The sequence below is a fragment of the Aerosakkonema funiforme FACHB-1375 genome (assembly GCF_014696265.1).
Classification (GTDB): Bacteria; Cyanobacteriota; Cyanobacteriia; order Cyanobacteriales; family Aerosakkonemataceae; genus Aerosakkonema; species Aerosakkonema funiforme_A.
In genome coordinates, this window is sequence record NZ_JACJPW010000078.1 from 1 (window position 1) to 21,743 (window position 21,743).

General features: G+C 45.4%; 18 protein-coding genes and 1 pseudogene. 5 read left to right on the forward strand and 14 right to left on the reverse strand.

Annotated elements, in window-relative coordinates:
• The 3 genes and pseudogenes from H6G03_RS38255 to xth all read right to left on the reverse strand — a co-directional run.
• Positions 1-101, reverse strand: a pseudogene (locus tag H6G03_RS38255) (transposase); the annotation flags it as partial.
• A 79-nt stretch (positions 102-180) separates the two neighbouring features.
• Complete coding sequence (locus H6G03_RS25220; protein ID WP_190470362.1) at positions 181-507, reverse strand: class I SAM-dependent methyltransferase; 327 nt, start codon at positions 505-507, stop codon at positions 181-183.
• Positions 508-550: 43 nt separating this feature from the next.
• Positions 551-1,330, reverse strand: coding sequence for an exodeoxyribonuclease III (xth, locus tag H6G03_RS25225; RefSeq protein WP_190470364.1), 780 nt, complete (start codon positions 1,328-1,330; stop codon positions 551-553).
• 157 nt (positions 1,331-1,487) lie between these two features.
• Here xth and H6G03_RS25230 point away from each other — a divergent pair, with 157 nt between their 5' ends.
• Both H6G03_RS25230 and H6G03_RS25235 read left to right on the forward strand, forming a co-directional pair.
• Positions 1,488-1,739: a hypothetical protein gene (locus H6G03_RS25230; protein ID WP_190470366.1), complete on the forward strand. Its 252-nt coding sequence runs from the start codon at positions 1,488-1,490 to the stop codon at positions 1,737-1,739.
• Positions 1,740-1,782: 43 nt separating this feature from the next.
• Positions 1,783-1,944: a hypothetical protein gene (locus tag H6G03_RS25235; RefSeq protein ID WP_190470369.1), complete on the forward strand. Its 162-nt coding sequence runs from the start codon at positions 1,783-1,785 to the stop codon at positions 1,942-1,944.
• Here H6G03_RS25235 and H6G03_RS25240 read toward each other — a convergent pair.
• Positions 1,941-3,578 (reverse strand): acetolactate synthase large subunit, encoded by a 1,638-nt coding sequence (locus H6G03_RS25240; protein WP_190470455.1) that lies wholly within the window; start codon positions 3,576-3,578, stop codon positions 1,941-1,943. The genes H6G03_RS25235 and H6G03_RS25240 overlap by 4 nt on opposite strands.
• A gap of 10 nt (positions 3,579-3,588) precedes the next feature.
• A complete protein-coding gene (locus tag H6G03_RS25245; protein WP_190470372.1) occupies positions 3,589-4,956 on the reverse strand; it encodes an NAD-dependent succinate-semialdehyde dehydrogenase in 1,368 nt (455 codons plus the stop codon).
• A gap of 504 nt (positions 4,957-5,460) precedes the next feature.
• Between H6G03_RS25245 and H6G03_RS25250 the strand changes: the two genes are divergently transcribed.
• Positions 5,461-5,883, forward strand: coding sequence for a response regulator (locus tag H6G03_RS25250; protein ID WP_190470377.1), 423 nt, complete (start codon positions 5,461-5,463; stop codon positions 5,881-5,883).
• Here the strand turns inward: H6G03_RS25250 and H6G03_RS25255 are convergent.
• Positions 5,846-6,274 carry a DUF2294 domain-containing protein gene (locus tag H6G03_RS25255; RefSeq protein WP_190470380.1) on the reverse strand — a complete coding sequence of 143 codons (429 nt, stop codon included), beginning with the start codon at positions 6,272-6,274 and terminating at the stop codon, positions 5,846-5,848. The genes H6G03_RS25250 and H6G03_RS25255 overlap by 38 nt on opposite strands.
• A 772-nt stretch (positions 6,275-7,046) precedes the next feature.
• On the opposite strand from H6G03_RS25255, the gene H6G03_RS25260 reads away from it, so the two are divergent.
• A complete protein-coding gene (locus H6G03_RS25260) occupies positions 7,047-7,451 on the forward strand; it encodes a response regulator (RefSeq protein ID WP_190470383.1) in 405 nt (134 codons plus the stop codon).
• Positions 7,452-7,458: 7 nt separating this feature from the next.
• Here H6G03_RS25260 and H6G03_RS25265 read toward each other — a convergent pair whose 3' ends face one another.
• Positions 7,459-7,854, reverse strand: coding sequence for a DUF2294 domain-containing protein (locus H6G03_RS25265; RefSeq protein ID WP_190470386.1), 396 nt, complete (start codon positions 7,852-7,854; stop codon positions 7,459-7,461).
• 213 nt (positions 7,855-8,067) lie between these two features.
• On the reverse strand, positions 8,068-9,114 hold the full coding sequence (locus tag H6G03_RS25270) for a zinc-dependent dehydrogenase (protein WP_190470457.1): 1,047 nt from the start codon (positions 9,112-9,114) through the stop codon (positions 8,068-8,070).
• Between the two features lie 1,371 nt (positions 9,115-10,485).
• On the opposite strand from H6G03_RS25270, the gene hetR reads away from it, so the two are divergent.
• Positions 10,486-11,385 (forward strand): heterocyst differentiation master regulator HetR, encoded by a 900-nt coding sequence (gene hetR, locus H6G03_RS25275; protein WP_190470389.1) that lies wholly within the window; start codon positions 10,486-10,488, stop codon positions 11,383-11,385.
• A gap of 786 nt (positions 11,386-12,171) precedes the next feature.
• On the opposite strand, the gene H6G03_RS25280 is transcribed toward hetR, so the two are convergent.
• The 6 genes from H6G03_RS25280 to H6G03_RS25305 all read right to left on the reverse strand — a co-directional run bounded on the left by H6G03_RS25280 (position 12,172) and on the right by H6G03_RS25305 (position 21,712).
• On the reverse strand, positions 12,172-14,481 hold the full coding sequence (locus tag H6G03_RS25280) for an ATP-binding protein (RefSeq protein ID WP_190470392.1): 2,310 nt from the start codon (positions 14,479-14,481) through the stop codon (positions 12,172-12,174).
• A gap of 46 nt (positions 14,482-14,527) precedes the next feature.
• A complete protein-coding gene (locus tag H6G03_RS25285; RefSeq protein ID WP_190470394.1) occupies positions 14,528-14,767 on the reverse strand; it encodes a hypothetical protein in 240 nt (79 codons plus the stop codon).
• A gap of 165 nt (positions 14,768-14,932) precedes the next feature.
• Positions 14,933-16,333 (reverse strand): hypothetical protein, encoded by a 1,401-nt coding sequence (locus tag H6G03_RS25290; protein WP_190470397.1) that lies wholly within the window; start codon positions 16,331-16,333, stop codon positions 14,933-14,935.
• Positions 16,334-16,478: 145 nt separating this feature from the next.
• Positions 16,479-17,126, reverse strand: a complete 648-nt coding sequence (locus H6G03_RS25295) for a phage tail protein I (protein ID WP_190470400.1) — start codon at positions 17,124-17,126, stop codon at positions 16,479-16,481.
• The gene (locus H6G03_RS25300) at positions 17,119-18,258 is read right to left on the reverse strand and encodes a baseplate J/gp47 family protein (RefSeq protein ID WP_190470403.1); all 1,140 of its coding nucleotides are present in this window, start codon (positions 18,256-18,258) and stop codon (positions 17,119-17,121) included. Before H6G03_RS25300 ends, H6G03_RS25295 begins: the two co-directional genes overlap by 8 nt.
• 40 nt (positions 18,259-18,298) lie before the next feature.
• A complete protein-coding gene (locus H6G03_RS25305) occupies positions 18,299-21,712 on the reverse strand; it encodes a baseplate J/gp47 family protein (RefSeq protein WP_190470406.1) in 3,414 nt (1,137 codons plus the stop codon).
• Positions 21,713-21,743 lie beyond the last annotated feature (31 nt).

Below are 21,743 nucleotides of genomic sequence, written 5' to 3' on the forward strand. Positions count from 1 at the left end.
CGGAGACATTTATTTCGCACAAATTGAGCAGTCCTAATTGCTTCATCAATGGCTTGGTATTGAGTTGTTTTCCCTTGAGCTTTAAATTCTAAAACTATCATTTGACTCGGAAAACCTCTACGTCAATTAGTTTAACGCAATTCGAGTCTAAACGGAAATCGAGACGGCGACTAAAGTCGCTTATCGACTTATCCCCATGTCTAAAGCCAGGGGCTTGCGTCTCGCTTTTCGGTCAAAAGCGACTACATCGAATCCCAAACGAGCTAATTCTTCAGCATCGTCTCCCAAACCGCAACCGATGACGAGCGCTTTTTTGCCTTCTCCCCTAAGATTGTGTAGCTCAATCCAATCAGCGAAGTTGGGATTGACGGTCATATCAGCCCACGGTACGGCTCGATCGTCCCCATTTGCACTTGCGTACAAAACGTCGAACCAACCTGTGGGGTTATCCTGCACAAAAAACTGATGAGCTAGTTGTCTTGCTTTCTGTCTGGCAGAATCTACCAAGCTGACCTCCGATCGATCGCTTTCTACATTTCGAGTGTAGCGATTAAAATTCCACGATCGTCGGTGCGTGGTCGCTGGGTTGGGTTAGCGCTCTAGGGGTAACATCAATTGTGCAAGCGATCGCGCGATCGTACAACTCTGGTGTCAAATAGTGATGGTCTATACGCCAACCCCTGTTGCCTCGAAAAGCAGCCGATCGATAGTCCCACCAACTAAAATTGCCACCTTCTTGGGTGAATTTGCGAAAAGCATCGGCTAATCCCAATTCTAAAACTGTCTGCAAAGCTTGGCGTTCTAAATCTGTCGCCATCACCATTTTTTCTCGCCCTTTTGGGTTGTGAATATCTTTATCTTCGAGGGCAATGTTGAAGTCACCGCAGACGCACATCGCGCTGGGTTGTTTTTCCAGCAGCGCTTGCAGGTACTCGCGCAACACTTTTAGCCAGCTGAGCTTGTAAACATATTTTTCGCTACCGACTTCGGAACCGTTGGGAACGTAGAGGTTGACGATCCGAACATTATCTACAACGCCAGTAATTACCCGTTTCTGTTCGTCAAATTCTGAAATACCCAAAATCGGGGCAAATCCGGCACTGACTTCTTCTAGAGGTTTGCGGCTGAGGATGGCGACACCGTTGTAGGATTTTTGTCCCCAAATGTAGAGGTGATACCCTAAATTTTCCCAGGGCGATCGCGGAAATTCTGCATCTTGCACTTTGGTTTCTTGCAAACACAAAACATCTACAGGATTTGACTGCAACCAATTGACCACCTGCTCTAGGCGGGTACGTATTGAATTAACATTCCAAGTGGCGACTTTCATTAAAAATTTGGTTTTCTGTGTTTTGAGGAAGCGCAACTTTTTTCCCACTCATCAAGGATAAGGAAACAATTGCGTTGAACAAAGCGATCGTATGAGAGCGATCGCTTGTTTTCAATTATTATATTCTGATATTAGTTCTGACTTAAAGGGGTGACCGATGGCCGCAAGCATTTTGACAGTTAGTTATGAAGATGGCAGCGTGCTTACGCTGCGAGAGCGCAAAGCTGGCGGCTTTTTCATCTACTATGAAGATAGCGAGGGCGAGTCAAGCAAACTGGTAGGTTTAGCGGAAGATATCGATATCAATCTAGCTAAATCTATCTTTTTTATGGTTGCCGATCGCTGGGGTTGGGAACGCTTTGAAGATGAGGAGGAAGAAGACGAAGAGGAACAAGACGAAGAACTTTAGTTGCCTAACTATTTTTAATTCAATTAGCAGAATTAAACGTAGGGTGGGCATTGCCCACCAAAATGCCTATCAGCTTTTCGATACGGGAATGGTGGGCATTCCCCACCCTACTATTCTCTATGCGACAAAATTGATTTTGATGCGTTGTCGCGGTCAGAAACCCGGTTTTTTAGAAAAACCGGGTTTCTCGAATTGCGGATACTAGATAGCGCAACTCAATTCTCCGGCTTTCTGAGTGAAGCGGAGATTTTCTCGATAGTCAACCGGGCAATCTATCACAGCAGGAACGTTTTGGGCAAGGGCGGTTTTCAAGATAGGAATAAAATCAGCAGTAGATTCCACTCGGTATCCTTTTAAGCCCATACTTTCGGCAAATTTGACAAAATCGGGATTACCGAATTTGACAAAAGCCGATCGACCCATTTGGTTTTCTTGCTTCCACTCGATCAAGCCATAGCCGCCATCATTGAAAATGATGGTAACAAAATTCGTGCCGACGCGCAGAGCTGTTTCCAGTTCTTGGCAATTCATCATAAATCCGCCATCACCGGTAACGGCAACTACTTGTTTTTCCGGGGCAACTAATTTAGCGGCGATCGCACCTGGAATGGCAATTCCCATCGCTGCAAAACCGTTAGAAATCAGGCAAGTATTGGGACGTTCGCAGTGATAGTGTCGCGCCATCCACATTTTATGGGCTCCGACATCGCAAATAACGATATCTTCCGATTGCATCACTTGTCGCAAGTCATAAATTAGTTTTTGCGGCTTAATGGGAAAACCAGTATCGTTAGCATATTTTTCGTAATCTGCGCGAATATCATCCCGCAATTCCAAAGCGTAGGGGTCGGGTTTACCAGTCCGATCGGCCCGTTGCAAGATTTCATCTAACGAATCGGAAATATCCCCCACAACTTCCACAAGCGGAAGATAATTGCTATCAATTTCGGCGTGACTGGTGCTAATATGAACGATTTGAATCTTGCTATCGGGATTCCACCGCTTGGGCGAATATTCGATTAAATCGTAACCGATCGCAATTACCAAATCCGTGTTATCGAAACCGCAGTTAATGTAATCGCGCAATTGCAATCCCACCGCCCACAACGCCAGCGGATGAGTATAAGGAATCACACCTTTACCCATAAAAGTATTCGCGACAGGAATATTCATTTTAGTAGCAAATTCCGTCACCGCTTGACTGGCGTTGGCGCGGATCGCACCATTTCCCACTAAAATTAACGGATTTTTGGATTGAGAAATTAGCTGTGCTGCTTGTTCGATACTGCGAAAAGAGGCAAAAGTTTTTTCCACATCGCCTTTGTTGAGAGGTTCGCCCGTTACAGGCATAGCGGCAATGTTTTCTGGCACATCGATATGCACTGCCCCCGGTTTTTCTGTTTGAGAGATTTTAAACGCTTTGCGGACAACTTCCGGTGCAATGCTGGGTCTGACAATTTGGGCATTCCATTTAGTTACCGGGGCAAACATAGCCACCAAATCCAGATATTGGTGCGATTCTTTGTGCATCCGGTCTGTTCCTACCTGGCCGGTAATTGCCACGAGAGGGGCACCATCTAGATTGGCATCGGCGACACCAGTCATCAAGTTGGTAGCACCAGGGCCTAGAGTAGAAAGGCAAACGCCCGCTTTTCCCGTTAAACGACCGTAGACATCGGCCATAAAAGCTGCACCCTGTTCGTGGCGGGTGGTAATAAATTGTATAGAAGAATGTGCGATCGCTTCCAAAACGTGCAGATTTTCTTCACCGGGTAAACCAAAAACATATTTTACCCCTTCGTTTTCCAGACACCGCACTAATAATTCCGCTGTATTCATTTCGCCCATATTATTTCACCCACACGGTTTTGATGTTGACAAACTCATGAATTCCTTGCACGCCCAGTTCTCGTCCGTATCCGGAACGTTTTATCCCGCCAAAAGGCAGACGGGGATCGGATTTGACTAGGCCGTTGATAAATACTGCACCCGCTTCTAGTTCCGAAATTAAGCGATCGCGCTCTTTCTCCACTGTAGTCCAGGCACTGGCTCCCAGTCCAAAGGGAATGGCGTTAGCGCGTGCTATTGCTTCGTCAATGTCTGCTACTCGGAATAAGAGGGCTACTGGGCCAAAAAATTCTTCGTTATCAGCTGGAGTACCGGGTGGAAAGTCTGTCAAAATTGTGGCAGGGTAGAAGTTACCCGGACGATCGGACAAGGGTTTTCCGCCAGTGAGAACTTTTGCGCCTTTGGCGATGCAGGTTTGCACTAACCCATCTAAATCTTGGACGATGCCTGGAGTTGCCAAGGGGCCAAGATCCGTTTCCGGATTCATCGGATCGCCAATTTTTAAAGCTTGAAATTTCTCTAGGAAGCGCTGTTCAAATTCGTCTGCGATCGATGAGTGCAAAATAAAGCGTTTTGCCGCTATACAAGATTGTCCGTTATTGAGCATCCGCGCCGCAACTGCTGTGGAAACTGCTGCTGACAAATCGGCACTTTCCAAAACGATAAACGGATCGCTGCCTCCCAATTCCAAGACCGTTTTTTTGATCTGCTTGCTAGCAGCGACAGCGAGAGAAATACCAGCTGCTTCGCTGCCGGTGAGAGTGGCTGCTTTAACGCGATCGTCTGCAATAATAGCTGCAACTTTATCCGACCCCACCAGCAAGGTTTGAAATACTCCCGCTGGAAATCCCGCTGCTTTGAAAATCTCCTCAATTGCCAAAGCGCATTGAGGTACGTTGGATGCGTGTTTCAATATACCCACGTTCCCGGCCATCAGCGCGGGTGCGGCAAAACGGAAAACTTGCCAGAAGGGGAAATTCCAAGGCATAACTGCTAAGATTATCCCCAACGGCTCGTATTTCACAAAGCTCGAGCTGGCATCGGTTGATGCGGGGACATCTGCTAGGAATTCCGCCGCACGTTCGGCGTAGTAACGGCATACTAAGGCGCATTTGTCAACTTCCGCGATCGCACCTTTAATCGGTTTGCCCATTTCCAAAGTCATGATTTTGGCAAAACGATCGCGATCTCGCTCCAAAATTCTAGCAGCTTCGTTCATCCACTCGGCTCTTTGGGCAAAAGGGGTGTTGCGATATTCCACAAACGCCTTTTGTGCCAGATCCAGTTTCCCTTCTATTTCCGCTTCCGTCAGGGGTGTGAAGGTTTGAAGCGTTTCTCCCGTAGCTGGGTTTATGGTGGCAATAGCCATTGTTTCGGTATCTCCAATTCCACTGATAAATTAGGGTAGTCCTGAGACTTTCTGCATCTCTTGCCGAGCTACCCGCGTTACTATGTCGGTTTTAGATTTTCATTTAAAATCTAAGATTCCACGATCCCCGTCTATATATTATTCTTTCACACAGATTGGCAGCCGTATGTGTAGAAATGCTGCGCTTTTAGTTTGTATTGTGTCGCACTGGTAAATTTTAATAAAGAATTAAGTATTTTCGATATTTGTGTTAACCTAACTTACAGGTAGGTGATGCCACCCTTAGAGGTGAGCCCCACTTACCCGGTTTGACCAAAGACAACCAAAAATTGTCAAATGGATGCGAGCCAGTCCATTGCAAGCGCCACTCTCTTCCTATAGCTCTGAGTTTAGCCCCGATTTGGGAAGTTTTGATAGTGCCGCTTAGGGAATGCCTCGTCCACTCTTTTTCAGACTGCAATTTCTCTAATCTACAGTTTCCGCTGAAAACAGAGCGTGGATGATATGCAATTTTCCTCGAAACATACCGCACCGTTTACTGCGAGTCGTCCTCTAGTGTTGGTAGTGGATGATAATGAAGATAATTTACTGCTAATTTCTCTAGCTGTCGAACAGTTGTTTAATTGCTCCTCGATCGCAGCGGCCAACGGCGAAACAGCTATAATCTTAGCTGAACTTTATCAACCGGATCTCATCTTACTGGATATTGTTCTACCTGACTTAGATGGTGTTGAGGCGATTTCTCGGCTAAAGCAGCATTCGCAAACAAAAACAATACCTATTGTAGCAGTCACAGCTTTGGCAAAAGAAGAAGATTGCGATCGAATTATGGCAGCTGGTTGTAATGGCTACATCAGCAAACCCTATATGCTTGAAGATCTAGAAACGGTCATCTATCGCCATCTGCGGATACCGTCTCTAGTTTGACTGGCGGGACGAAAGTAGTATCCCTATCTGTAGGTGCAACTGCTAAGACAGCGATAATGCCGGTGCGACCGGTTTCTATACTGGTATCGGTGAGCAAGTCTAAAGCTTCTACGCCCAGGACATCTTCTACGATCTGCACCAGCTCTGGCTTAAGAGCGGCGTCAACATTTAATCTTACCTGCTGCGCTAAATTGCTGCGATCGTTCTCCGCTAAAAGTTGTACCGGACGGGATATCGCATTTTCCAACACGATGGCAAGTTTGTTGTCAAAGAGTTGGCAAGATACTCGATCGGGTTGATGCCCAACTCTGCTATGGTACAATTGTTGAATACGCTGCGAAAAAATTTGTTCCAATTGCTGTCTCGTCAGTTTTGTTGCGGGCATATCCATAGAGATCGGCTCCTAATAGCAAAAAAATTTTTAGCTATCCACTTTGAGCGTAGCAAGGAGCACAATTTTCAAAATTAGCCTGAAGAAGTATTTACAAAACAGCAAGCAATCATCGCTGTTATCTAAGAATAGCTGTTATTCCTAGTTCAAACGAAAAAAACTGGCACAAAGCACAACAATAAGTACTTCCATCAAGGCTGGGAGACGTGCTAAGTTTTTTATCGAACCAGCTTTTGTCGATCGCACGGAGCGAGCGAGCGTTTCTAGGTAAATTATGGCCACCAACTGAGTAATAAATTTTATTTATTCAACTCTCCCCTATATAGTGTGATGATTAAACCTAATTGGTTACTCTCATCCTTACTCTGTAAGCATTTCTATCCTTAATGCCGTCACCCTCTGTTTCCCTACGCCTTAGCCCCTCATCCCAGTTTCCAGTGTTCTAGATTACAGTTTGTGGCTGGGATTTAATGTATTCGCAAGCGAGGCCCAACTTTACCTTATTTGGGACAAAATATTCATTTTTTAGCTTTTTTACACTAAAATATCTGCATTAGCTAGCATGGTGATGTAAAAAGTATGAATTTAGCTGTTTATCGTTCATACTTTTATACGAGCCAATCTGTTTCAAGCGCCAACATCTTAGCTCTCCCTTTTGTAGGGAGAACGTAAGCTGATAACTTCTATGCTTGCCGCTTGAGGAATGCCTCGTCCAGCCCTACCTCAAAGCTTGCACAACAAATTTACAACTTCCCCCAAACAAAGAATGGATATGGAATTTTCTCTTGGCGACAGCATTCAATCTGTTGCCCAAAGACCATTAGTTTTAGCTGTCGATGACAATGAAGATAATTTGATTTTGATAAGTTTTACGCTTGAGCTGGTTGGCTGCGCTTTCCTCACTGCTGACACCGGCGAGACAGCAATCGCACTAGCACAAAGTCATCAACCCGATCTGATTCTGCTTGATATTATGCTGCCCGACCTCAACGGAATAGAGATTGTCACTCGTCTCAGACAAGATCCCCGTACAAAGAAGATTCCCATCGTCGCAGTTACCGCTTTGGCAAGAGCAGAAGACCGAGCTAACATTATCGCCGCAGGTTGTAATGATTACATTACCAAACCCTATGTAGTTGACGATTTAGAAGTTATTCTCCGTCGCTACCTAAATTAAACTCGGTTTACTTGCGGCGCTTCGAGCTAGCGGAAGAATCCCTGACTTGAGGCTCCGCACTCAATATTACGATCGTACCAGTACGACCTGTATCTAGTTTGGCATCGCTGAGCAAATCCACTACATCAACTCCCACAACTTCTTCGATTAAATCCTTCAGTTGTGGTTGAATTGCCGCATTTAAATCCGACCTTACCTGCTCGGCCAACTCCTGCTGACCGTTGTTCACCAGAACTTGTTCTGGTTGAGTAACGGCATCTTCCAATACTATGACAATTTTTGTATCAAAAATCTCGCAAGTCACTTGGCTGGGCTGATGGCCCAGCTGATTGCGATATAGAGCTTGGATACGTTGTGACAGAGTTCGCTCTAATTGCCCACGGGTGGGGGCTGGTGTTTCCATAATTCTTTGCGTATCGCCTGAGTTAGATTAATGAAGACAGACTATGTGACAGCATATTAGACCTCGGTATGAGGAAAAAATAAATAAATTGGCATATTATATTATAGCACTGACCTAAACACTCAAGAGATACTCATTTTGAGCGCAAAGAATACCTATTCAGTTAGATGCGGAAACAGGGAAGGCCGGAAGAGCGCTAGAGATTAACGATAGTTAAGGGTAAATCAAAATTTTGTAAGTTTCTGGGCTTGGGGCGATCGCCTGTTGCACAGCTATTGCTAGATCTTGAAGAGGATAGCGATCGCTAATCAACGCATCCACATCAATTCTTCGGTTGAACACAATATCCGATGCCAGAGATTGCAGGCGATAGGAAGAGCTGTAGCTGCCGATCAAATCAATTTCTCGACGGTAAAGGATATTGGGATTGATGGGAATTTCCACCTCATCTGGAAACTCCGCAAAAAATAGGATTTTACCGCCTTTGCGCGTGCAGTCGAGCGCTTGGAAAAAAGCTTTTTCGCTGGGAACTGCCAGCAAAGCAGTATCGACTCCCATACCTCCCGTCAGGGCTTTGATTTTTGTCGGTAACTCTGGGTCGCGGGCATCAAACGCAGCTTCTGCCCCCACGGCAAGGGCTTTCTCGATGCGAGACGGCAGCAAATCGGTAGCGATCGCCTTAGCACCGAAATATTTTACCAACATTGCGAACATCAGTCCGATCGGCCCCGCACCGGCGATCAATACCGTTTGTCCGGGCGCAATTTGAGCTTTTTTCACCGCCTTGAGACAGCAGTTAGTCGGCTCAACAAAACTAGCCTGCTCAAAAGTTACCCCATCCGGTATTGGGATCAATCCCCCGTTGCGAACGATGTGACCCGGAACCTTCACATATTCTGCAAAGCCACCGCCGCTAGGAGCAAAACCAGCCGTTGTCGTGACGTTTTTGTAGACATCGCACATCGAAAAGTTGTCATTGAGGCAGTATTCGCAGCGCATACAGGGAATATGGTGCATCACGACAACTCGCTGTCCCACTTGCCAGTTTTTTACCCCTTCTCCCACAGCGGAAATGACACCGGCTGTTTCGTGTCCGAAGATGCGCGGCGGTTCGTAAAGCGGATAGCGAATTTTTTTGATATCCGACTGACACAAGCCAACTACCTGCACCTGTACAAGCACCTCATCCGCTTGCAGTTCCGGTATGGGCACCTCTTCGTAGCTGAGCCGATCTACTCCTCTGAATACTTGCGCTTTCATATTAATCCTTTTTCGCCCACCGATATTAGACTTTACCATTTTGTGCGTTGCTCTTGGCTAGTTATAGAAGAAAGAGAAGAAAGACCCAAAGGTAGAGGGCATTTCTAGGATTGCGGAAGGCCAGACTTCGACAGCCCGATCCGGGAAATCTATTTTGTTTATTACTTTTACGGTGATTTTATTCTTACAGTTTGAATACTCTGGTGATTGCTTCTCCATTTTTTAGCATAATCCCATTGATATAAATCTCTCTTGTTTACCTTTATATTGATTAATTACACATTTGTGAACCTCGATTTTAACTGAGTCTATCTTACCGTTCACTAATTTATTATCCTCTGAAAATGCGTAATTTGAAACGTTTGTCAATTCTGGATTGAGTACGTAAATTCCGATACTGTTTTCGCAATAAATAAATTTTTAGTCAACTATAAAAATTTGTCCCGATCCTACATCCGAGTTTCCGTAACAGGAAATAGAGATGCGGATAAAACGATTTTTATGGGACATCACAACTCTGTCGTTTGGATGGGTTTTCTCTTAGTTCTATTCACCCCTATTTCCCAAAATATTGGGTCAGCCTCAACCAGAAATTTGGATTTTAATAGCGGCGAACAATTTGTATCTCAAAAACTGCCACTAGATCGAAACTTCGTAGCTGCTGGTTGCATTCACAGGGGTAGTGGAAGAGACGAATGCAAATGAGCTAAATTTGCGCTTTCAACCTTTGCTTGTCGAGCAAGGCTGAAAGTTGATAGCTTTTACTCCACATTTTTTAGAGAGAAGCAAAGAAGATTAGCGCTTTTTCGCACCCAAGCGTGTCAAATCGGCAGACGACATATATGGGCAATGGCTATTTTAGGCTAAACGCAGTCACAAAAAGCCATAATAGTGACACAATTATATCACATCGTAAGATTAACCTCTATCTCTGTAGGAACCCTTCGATGTGAAATAGCTGAATAACCGACAAAACCTTGCTAAGCGCGGTAGGTGTTATTAACAGACACCGATCGCGCTTGCCAAGGTTTGTCACCCAACAAAAAAGATCGTGGGCAAAAATTCTTAGCTGTGCCCTCCGACCCGATTCCCAGGTTTGGGACTAAAAAACCGTTTTGTTTGGGAATGAGTGGGCTTTCACCCCCCAGATCGGCTAAATTTTGGAAAGCAGGGTTCGTCTTAAACTTGACTTAAAAGTCATAAAACGAGAAATAATGAGTGCGGGAAAGCAATCATTTCATTTCTAGTGCATCTACAGGCTCTCACCTAAATGGGTTCTGCAAATAGCGTAAACGGTCTGTTTATCCACTAAGATGAAAAGATCGTCCGTGCCTCATAATTTTGTATCTATGCGATACCATACCTTCTAACATGAGCAAAGACCTCGATCTGATCAAACGCCTCAGCCCTAGTGCAATGGATCAGATCATGCTATATCTGGCCTTCAGTGCCATGAGAACGAGTGGGCACAGGCATGGGGCGTTTCTGGATGCAGCTGCGACAGCAGCAAAATGTGCCATTTATATGACCTATCTGGAGCAGGGCCAAAACCTGCGAATGACCGGTCACCTGCACCATATTGAGCCGAAGCGGGTTAAGGCGATAGTTGAAGAAGTCAGAGAAGCGCTGACTCAAGGTAAACTGCTGAAGATGCTCGGTTCCCAAGAACCTCGCTATCTGATTCAGTTTCCCTATGTCTGGATGGAACAGTATCCCTGGATGCCGGGGCGACCGCGCATTCCCGGTACGACGCTCACCTCTGAGGAGAAAAGACAAATTGAGGAAAAACTACCGCCGCTCCTGCCTGACGCTCAACTGATCAATTCGTTTCAGTTCATGGAATTGATCGAATTTCTGCATAATCGCTCTCAGGAGGACTTGCCATCGGAAAGGCGAACACCTCTGAGCGAAGCTTTGGCAGAACATATCAAGCGTCGCCTGATTTATGCCGGGACGGTGACGCGCATAGATTGTCCTTGGGGACTGCCTTTCTACGCTCTTACCCGCGCTTCTTACTCCCCCTCAGATGACGAGGAGCGCACTTTTATTATGGTTGAAGATACAGCCAGGTACTTCCGTCTGATGAAGGGGTGGCAAGAGCGACAGCGCTATGTGATGCGAATCTTGGAGGAGTTGGATATTCCACCCGATCGCGTCGATCGCGCTTTGGAGGAGTTAGATGAGGTCATCCGCCAGTGGGCGGACAGACACCACCGCGATGGCGGCGATCAAATGATTTTACAGATGGTTTTTGGCCCCAAAGATGACTGAAATTGAGGGGTTCTGAAACAGTGCTGATATAGGGTGCGATCTGATGAAACCAGATCTGGGCCCCTGCCCAGATCGCCTTGAAATTAATTTTATTGTTAAAATCCCAGTTTTAATCTCTCTTTGGTTAGACGATCGGTTTTGATAGCGCGGGTACTTCTACCAGACTAGAGTACCAGTGTGTATTAGTACACTTATATTCTATGCCTCGCCATTTTTTTACTTCCATTTAGGCTGTAGAGCATATGAAGCTTTGAAGGTGTCTAAAAAGAGTGAGAAATCACAAGTTAGCCAAAAGTATTAGCGATGTTTTTTGGTATTAATTTATGTAATGGGTGAATTATTTTGTTACGGTTTATAAGATAATTTGCAATATTGTTTGGTTCCGAGTAGGGGTGAAGTATTTGGGCGACAATCGATCGCCTCAAACCCTGGATTTTCTAGCAATTAGTAAACCAATTTAATCCAAACGGCTACAGAATATTCAGTGTACCTCACTACAGCGGAAACCGCTGTAACCCTCTTCTGTCACTTTCCGAAAACATTTGTCATTTCTGAATTTTAGAGCTTTTGTATAGCAAGCGATCGCGCGATTCTTTTCTAATAACAAATTCCCGATCCTTTTTTTTCTAAAACGATAGCTTGTATCTATTGCCTCATAAGGCTTCTAGGGATCGGCCTCCCGGAGAGTGACAGAAGAGGGGTAAGTCGTCTCACCCTTGCTACTAATCCCAAGAAGCGATTCTGGGAGAATCCCCCGTCACAGCGAAGCTTGACGGCGGGAGTATGTCAATTCCCTGTGTGCTGTAATTCTTCTTCCATCAATATCTTGCCCATCTTCTGATACTCCCGGCGGATCGCACGAATCAGATGACTCATGTGAACGGGTATACCCTCATCAGCAGCTAGAAATGCGGCGGCTAAAGCAACATTGCGGATGCTAGCACCACCAATTTCAAACTTACGTGCTAAAAAATCTAGGTCTATGTGAGGACTGCGAGGTGTGGTGTCAGGCCAAATTTTCTCCCAGATTTGGCGGCGTTGCTTTTCGGTAGGAAGGGGAAACTCAACTATAAAACGCAGTCGTCGCACGAACGCATCATCTATATTGCTACGAACATTGGTTGTTAAAATGGCAATTCCTTCATATTCTTCCATTTTCTGCAATAGATAACCAACTTCAATATTGGCATAGCGATCGCGCGATTCTTTTACTTCTGTGCGCTTGCCAAATAGAGAATCTGCTTCGTCAAATAAAAGAATAGCGTTGGAAGTAGCTGCGGCGTTAAAGATGCGATTGAGATTTTTTTCTGTATCGCCAATATATTTACTGACAATTTGGGATAAATCAATTTTATAAAGGTCTAGCTGTAATTCACTTGCCATCACTTCCGCCGCCATCGTCTTTCCCGTCCCCGGTAAGCCAGAAAATAGAACATTCTGCCCTTTACCGAGAGATAACTTCCGATCGAACCCCCATTCTTCATACACCAGATGTCGATGTTTAGCTTGATTGCAAATTTCCCTAAGCTGGGTTTGGGCATCGGGTGGTAGAACAATATCATCCCAGCGATATTTAGGTTCGACTTTGCGTGCAAGTGCAGCTAGATCGTGACCGCCTTGAGCGCGGGTAGCAGAAAATACAATTGAGCTATAGGAAATCTCGGTTTCTCCAGCCGCAGCTTTCCAGCGAATGGTATTGCTAGCGGTGACAACGGCGTTGGCAATTTGCTCTGGAGTAAGGCGGAAACGATCGCTTAAAGCATCCAAGTCGGTTGGCGAAATAGAAATTCCGGCTTCCTCCAAACGCTCTTGCCATTCTAGGCGACGCTGGGTAAAGTCAGGAACGGTAAAAGGTATCGTCAAAATTCCCAAGACACCTTCTATTCCGGGCTTCCAAGGTTGCTTGCCTGCTAGGATGGTTATTCCCTTGGTTTGAGCAATTGCATTGAGCAAATCTTGATATAAGATAGCGTGTTCTTCCTCTTGCAATATCTCTACCCCCTCAAGATAAAGCAGGGTATTTTCAAACCAAGCTTGACGGAGGATTAGCTTTAAAGTAGGCTCGAAATCTACTTTTGCAGCTATGATTCGGGCGAAATCGGCTGTCAATAAGGGGATTTGAAGTTCAGCGGCTATAGCTTCAGCGGTGTGGCGAGCAAGAGCGCGATCGCTTCCTTGGAAATACAGTCGCAAGTCGCTGCGCTCCGGGGGAAGAGGGGATTTGTCCATTGTCCCGTTTTTCCTCTCCCCTATTTCTCCATCCGAAGGGCATTCCTCAAGAGCAACAGGGTTTTGCTGCGATCCCAAATTTCCTTCCACACCCTTTTTCCCTTTTTCCCCTTTTCCCCTTCCCGCCTGAGCGATCGCTTTTAAACCGTGTTTGACGGATTCCTTCAAGCGTAAATCGTTCCAGTCAACAGCAGGCTGAATTAATTGGCAAAAAGGTGTTAACCGAGAATCGAGTCCTTTTTCGTTGAGTAGGAAGCGGACAACTTGTTCGTCGAGTAAGATATTATGCGCTAGTAGACTCGGTTTGGCTTGGTTAGAGTTGCCAACAAGGTACAGTAGTTTATGGCGGATGAGGGGAGCGTCTGGAGAAAAGCGATCGCGTTGGCTGAGTTTGTCGGTTGCTGTCGGACAAAGGATTTTGAGGACGAGATCGACAGTAGGTTGCAAATAACGCTCTTCGTCTTGTACGTAGGCGTAGAGGCGTTCGTAGCGGCGATCGAGTTCTGGAGCGAGAACGATCGCGATCGCATCGAGGTCAAATGTGGATAATTTAAACGTTTGCTGAAGCTGTGCTAGGTGCGAATCTGGCGGTACAAAGTCGGGTAAAGATTTATCTAAATTTTCGGCTTCCCCTTTAAAACCGTTGGAACTAGGCTGCGTCACTGACAACTTTTCTATTTGTTGTAGGTTAGCTTGCAATTCGCGATAGAGATGAATGGGAGCATTTGGATGGCGATCGACTTCAATAGCAGCGATCGCTCGTCCTAGATGTCGATCTAATCGGCGCAGTAATGGCAATAGAGCGTCGAAGTGGGGAAGGTGCGCGATCGCATCTTCAGGCTTCCTAATTTTTGTTGTTTCCGCCATTACTGCTTGTTCCTTTTTTAATGCCCTTCCAAATTGTGGCTTTAATTTATCTAGAATCGTTCATCTCAATCAACGGTTCTATGCTCTCCAATTGCTCGGAATACAAGCCATTACCTTCACTATCCGCTTTGGCAAGTTCTTCTTCTAGTACCTGAATAGCACCACTGATTCGCAAAAGAGTTTCTCTTACTTTTACCTGTTGAGATTCTAAGTCAGACAGCATCTTTTGACCTGCTTCAAATTCAGCTTTTAACGATTGAAGGCGGTGTCGGAGTTGTTCTTTCATCGGTCAATTTATTCCTTACATACTTGAGTTGAGTAAAGGTTCTTATGCTTAGGAGCTTGACTTAAGAAACTTTTCCCCTCCCAAATTAATTTCGTACTTTGTTTTGATTCTGAAGCCACTCGTTTCTCTGTTGAAATCCTCCAATTATTGAAATATATTCCATCATCATAGCTCTACAACAATTAGATTCCTTGAACTCTGATAAGCACAACCAGTTATTGTTCCGCCCGACTCTTGATCGCTCGACCATTGAACTTTAATTATATGTTGAGCAGATGAAAGAGTTTCTATCCAGTTCAAGCTTATACCTCTGAGACTCCAACCAGGATTGAGATTAAATTCATCCCAAGTAAAAGCTTTTTGCACATCATCAATTAGCAAGCGAAATTTAGCTCTTGTATATCCTGGTTGGAGTGCTATCTTGCCACCTTGTCCTTGAACGCCTCCAATCTTAAATAAGATTAATATAGGATTAGTTCCAGTCGTCACTGTAAGTGTCATATCAGGTAAGTCTACCCAGGTTACCGATGTTGTGCTAATTGGATTGGTAGCTACTGCTTGAACGCAGACATTTTGACAAGTAATTCTTCCAGCAACAATATTACCTGCGTTGATGTTGCCATTGCCCAGAGATAGGCTGCTGCCAGTGATGCTGCCTGCGGTGATGGTACCTGTGCCAACAGAGAGACTTCTGCCAATTATGTTGCCATTAACAGTAAGATCGCCATTGATCGTGCCACTGCCTGCGGTGATATTGCCAGTACCAACACTAAGGCTGCTACCAGTGATGTTGCCACTAGCAGTAAGATTGCCATTAATGGTGGCGCTACCTGCGGTGATATTGCCAGTGCCAACACTGAGGCTGCTACCAGTGATGCTGCCACTAGCAGTAAGATTGCCATTAATAGCAGCATTGCTGAGGTTGATGCCGCCCGATCCAATAGAAAGACTATTTACCTCTAGGGTGCCACTGACGCTCAAATCTCCGGTGAGGACTGCTTTATTGCTAGCGCCATCTCCACCGGAGCGTAGAATTGGGCCTTTTCCACCTGCGGCTGGCAGATACACGCCTGAATATTGACGCACGGAGTTATCAATTTTTACGACACCATCTTTATCAACATTGAGATTGGCTAGCACGATCGCTTCTGATAAGGCTGCTGTCTTCTGTAAGGCTACTTGAATCAGCGGCTTTTCGTGCCAACGCCGATTGCCTTCAGTTCCCTCCTGCGCCCGATCTGCCTCGATTTCTTGATAGGAAATAAAGAGGGAAACTGTCTGATTTCTGTAGCTGACGAGGGAAACGTCTTCTGGTGTTGCTAGAACAATCAGTCGTCCTTTGGGGTCAACACCTGAGCCTGGGTTTACGGTGACGCGATCGTTTCCCGCTACGGTGACTGCTAATCCTTCGCTAATTCCTGAAACTTGCAAGCTTCGACTCAGCCTGCGAGTGCGATCGACGTGATATTTTTGCTCGTCAATAAAGTCTTGGTCTTTTAAAAATTGACCGTCAAAATAGCGCAGTCTCTTGTCTAAATAGGTGGGTTGTTCGTAATTAGCTGGCATGGTGGTTATTTAGAATTAATTTGGACTAGGGGCTAGGGGCTAGAGGAAGAGGGGAAGAGGGGAAAGGGGAGAGAACAATTCTGATTTTTCTTGTGAATTATTGATATTTTGTTTTTATTCTTTTCCTTTATTTTTCTTCCTTTATTTAGCGATTACTGGTTGTTCCAAGTATAGTTGTTCTTCCAACAATTATCCCATTTTGTAAGTCTTTATTGCGGATTTGCATGGTTGGCACTAGCACTTGGAAAGAATAAAAAGTGTGGGCAGGCTTTTGTAAATCTAAAATTGTTTTGGCGATCTGCTGTTTGCGTCTCAGGTTTTCCGCTGTCTCGCTCAACGTCATTTCAACTTGAAAATAGTGAGCGGGTCGATCGAATTCGTAAATTTTAACCTCTTCTCCTGTATAAATTTCTAGAATTTTTTTCATCCCTGCTTTCGTTCCTCGCAAGCGATACAACGGTACGATATTACTGATAAACTTGCGTTGAAAATTTTCATCCCACTCTTCCTGTAAGCTGGCTGCTACCCAAGAGGCAAGCCAAGGTAAAAAGTCGGCAGGTGCAGTTCCGGATTCTTCTGTGGATAAGCCAGGATTAAAGTAGGTGTGAATGCGATCGATATACTCTTCTAAACCGAGTTGGTTGGGCATAATATCGTCGGAATCTTTGGGAGTAAATCCGCTTAAAATCCGCTCGATAGCCAGGAGAAAATGTCCCAAAAACTTATCAGACTGCTGCAAGTAAGGGAGATATTGGAGATAACTACTAATACGATCGGGATTATTATCAGGCATTGACTTGCCAAGCCTCCTTCAGGATTAATTCACCAATTTTGACTGCAACTAATTCATAGTCTTTCAAGACAACTTGTTTGTTGGTATCCTCATCAAGAAGTCCTCTGCCAATAATTGTATTTACTCCAACCAGCAGACCAATTTCTTTACTTCGATCGAGATCGTTTCTGATTTGCATCGTTGGATAAATGACTTGTAGTTTCACTATCTCGACGTAGTTCACTCCAGGGATATCATCAAGCAATTCATAAACTTCAGAAATATAAATGTTGCGACCAAAAGGCCAGCCAGTGCCGTCTGCACCGCCCTTGAAGGGATGAAAGAAAGTGCTGATGCTTTTTTCGGCACGCGATCGCACATCTGTCGCTCTAGCCCCTTCGTCAAGAAATAGGGTAGCAGAGATCGTAACAGGTACATACTCTGGTGCAACAACATGATGGCGCGTTGTCAGTAACCGTCGTTCGTCCAAAAATATCCACAAGGCAGTTAGTAAATCTGAAGAGGGGGAAGGGGAAAAAGAAGGGGAAAAGGGGGAAAGGGGAAAGGGGGAAAGGGGGGAAGGGGAGAGGTTGGCTTCGCCTGCTTGTTCGGGTATGTCTGGTACTATGACTAGGCTAATGTGTCCGGGAGCATTTGCTTCTCGTGCTTCTGGGTTCTTTAAAGCTAGGTTGCGTTCGGGAAGGCAATGCGATCGCCTAATTTTGCCTAATAATTGGGATTGCGCGGTTTGATTCCAATCTTCGACTGCCAATCGCTCGTAATCCTCACAAGTTACTGCTCGGTAACGCTTTCGCAGATCGACAACTGTTTCGCGAATAGCATCTTGCAAACCACCCTCCAAGAGGGAGGAAGAACTTCCCCCCTTTCCCCTTTCCCCTTTCCCCTTTTCCCCATTGACCCATTCTGGCCCATTGAGCAGCTTGAGAAAAATTTCCATATTTTTATCGGGGACGCGATCGACCCGATAAAGTACCATTTCGGTTAGCCAAGCCAGCAATTCAATTAAAATAATTCCCGTGTCCGATGGGTTGTGGTCAGTCCATTCGGGATACTCGACGGGGATCAGAGAGGTGGCTTCTGCAACCAAATCTTCATAAGAACGATCATCTAAGTTGGGTAATGGTAAAGGCATGGTAGAGGGGGGAAGGGGAAAGGGGAAAAGGGAATAGAAACTAGATTTGGCTGCACGTAATTTGGTGTGCGCCGGAATAGATTAAAAACCTATTGCGTCGGTTGTTGGGTAATTGGTTTAGTGATGGGCTATCAATAGAGAGAGAAGCAACATAATCGACTCCATCAACTTTTTCTAATACGGCATACAAATCTGACTCGTGCGGACGGCGACCGAAATCCCAACCTCGACCTTGCCTTCCCCCTGTGAGGGGATGCAAGAATGCGATTAAAGTATCGGTTGCTGCTTGCTTGATTTCATCAACTTTTTCTAGTGAAATGGGAACGATATTCGCTCTTATCGTGACTTCAACCCAATCCGGTTCTGTGAGATGCAGATCGACGGCGGGAGAACAGCGATCGCGAATGTAGCGTTCGACGCGCTCTAGTAAACTCAGGCTAGGCGTTGGTTGGGGATCTGAAGATTGCGGTACGATAATCAATTCAACTCTACCAGCAGCTGTGACTCCTTGATACGGGTTACTTGTACTGCTAGAGTTCATCGATGGAGCTTGAAACTCTACATCGAGAGAACCTGTCAGATAGGTAATTTTGGCGCGAACGCTATCGGCGCTGGAGTTTCCTAAGTTGGTAAAAGTAATGCTCCATTCTCTGCCAAGCTCGAACTGCTTTTGTGTCACGGTATAGGTGATGGCAGGGTTTGTTGTACTTAGCTTCTTGGATGTGTAGGGGTTTGACTGTCCGGGGCCGTTGATATTAACTTCTAGGGTGATACCGTCAGGAAGTGCGATCGTTTCGACTTTAATCTCTCCTGCTGCATCGAGATTAATCCGGTAGATAGGCAACCACTGCAAGCCGTCGATCGGGTTAAACTGAGGTGCGATCGCTAAAGCACGAGCAACCTCTGTAGATGCTTCGAGTGCTAAGTCTTCCATATCTTCAACGGTTACTGCTCGACCTCGGTGGCGCAGTGCCTTTGGCCCTCGCTCTTTAACCCGCTCTAGAGATTCTCCTTCAGCGCCACCCGCAGCGGGTTCGAGATTGGTAACGCTATCTACATAAGGTACGGTAGTTTTTAGTTCGGTTACGGTTAATGCTGGACGATTCCCTCGTTTTCCGCCACCGATGCGATAAGGAGCAAGTTGAATGTTATTTAGGAAGCCTTGGGGTGGAATCGCGCCGTGTAAACCATCACCAAAACGTACTTCACCCGCAAGGCGATCGAGAACGTAATGGCGATCGCGTGGCCCCGATCCGTAGAAATCTGGCACTTCCTGCCACGTCACCCAAGCGCCTTGCACCTGTCCCGCCTCATTACGGACGATCTCAACTTTTTCCCCTTTTCCCCCTTTTTCCCCTACTAAAGAAGGGTCTGTTGGCTCAAACACTTGCAAGCATTGACCCAACAGTATTGGTTTTTGGGCAGTGTGGTAAGTTTGATTGGGATTACCATCGCTTGTACCCAATATCTCTTCTGCGATCGTCACCGTCTGAGATGCCCAAGTCGTATTCGTCAGGATTCGGCGCAACTGAGGAGACACCGCAAATTCTCCACTTTCCCATCTCGCTCTCAGCCAGTATAGAGATTGTCCGAACTCAGTCTGGCTGGAAAAGTTTGTTGGCCCAATAAACTGGATGATACCTCTTTCGCTCAAAGCATCGGTTTCATCCTGTATGGTTAAGGGAACCCAACCTGTGGGGCTGCTATATTCCCAAACAACTCGTGCGGGTACTGCGATCGCATTAGCTTTAGCAATTTCGCCCGGACGCGGAGGTTCTACTTGAAAGTAGAGGGTAATTGCTCGATTAGGAAAAGGCCGATCGAATCCCAAGTATAGAGTAGGACGGATATCGGTGGAAAGGCTGAAAAGTTGAATTTTATTATTACAGTTTATCTGTTCAACGGTGGGAGCGGTAGGGGTTAAGGGTTGAAATGTGGAACCATAATCTATCAGTTGGGCTGTGCGATCGGCATAAGTAAAATTGTTATAGGTGTGGCAAGCTGATAGAGCGTCCCAAGCTCGATAATTATATTTCAATCCAATAGATTGCACGGATGGTGCTGCGAAGGATGCGGCTACTGGTTCGATGAAGATTTGATTACTGGAATTTGTGGTTTGTCTGTAGGTAGCTTCAGTGCCATAATTCCCTTTGATTAACCTGACTCTGAGCCAGCAATTTGTTGTTCCACTTACGATCGTAGGCTGTATCTGAGCAGGTAAAGTAAATGTTATTTGCCCATCCTGGGTGAAGGCTTGAGTGCGATCGTTAAATTCCGGTTGCCCGCTAATTTTAGGATTGCTAACGCTCGATCGTCCTAGTATTTCCCAACTAGCACCGTTATAAACTTCCCAAACAAGTTCTGCACCCCCGTTTTTATTAACAGGTAATCCGCTAAGTTTAACTTCGATAGTTACTACAGCAGAAGGTTTGGCAAATATTTCTTGGCTACCGATATAAAAAGTATCGTTAAAGCGTGGTTGTTGACCGAAAGGGTAAAAATCTTTGCTCAAATCGAGAAGAGAAGCATTGAAAAAACACAAATCCGGCTGAATTAAGTTATTGCGTTCGATTAGCACGCCAGCCAGAATCGCATTAATATAAGGAAGTGGCTGGGTAGGAGCGATGGAAGTATTTAAACCGACTCGCAACCATGCTGCTTCTACTCCGTTGATGGTTTTTCGTGCGGGTACTGGCAAATTGCGAATAGAGACTTGCATTTCTCGTTGATTTAGAGTAAGGGATGGTGGTGTTGGCAGCCAGGTAACACCATTTAAATAAAAGACTTGTAATGCCTGCCAGTTAGCACCATCCCAGTACGACCAAGAGAGAGGTAACTGGGCAAAGTTTGAAATTTCTGTTGAATAAAATATAAAAATAATTGTCTTATTTTCTGGTAAACTTAATAAGCGATCGCAAGCTAGAAAAAAGTAATGTTCGTTTGGTTTATTGGCTTCAAAAGCTTTAAAAGCAGCATTAATATTGCCTGTAGCTTCAGAAGTGCGATCGCTATATCGATCGGTAAGAGGTTCCCGAACAAATACTGCTTGTAATTGTGCTGTTATCAGTGCCAGTTTGCGTTCCGTCTCGAAAACAACCTCTTCTTTTTCTTCTTCTATTGGTGGGGCTGCTACTTGAGTACCAGCAGGAACAGAAGCATCGGTTGGATTGCCTGAAACTAAATTAAACGTGAGGGGAACTCGTGCTGGTATTGGCGGCAAAATTTGAGTGCCGATCGTATCTAGAAATGCTAAAAAGTTTTTCTCTGGGGCTTGATTGATGCGATCGTTTACCAGTGCTGCCATGCGCCCAAAAATACGAATTAGCGCCCGTCCCGCATCCGGTTTACCATCAGAATGAGGACGCCATTGAGTAAACTTCTGCGCCAATTGTTCTGTTTGGGCAACGATTTCTTGGTAGGTGCGCTTGTCTATTTTTGGAGGCTGGGTGGACATAGGAAGGGGGGGGAGGGAAAGGGAAAGGGGG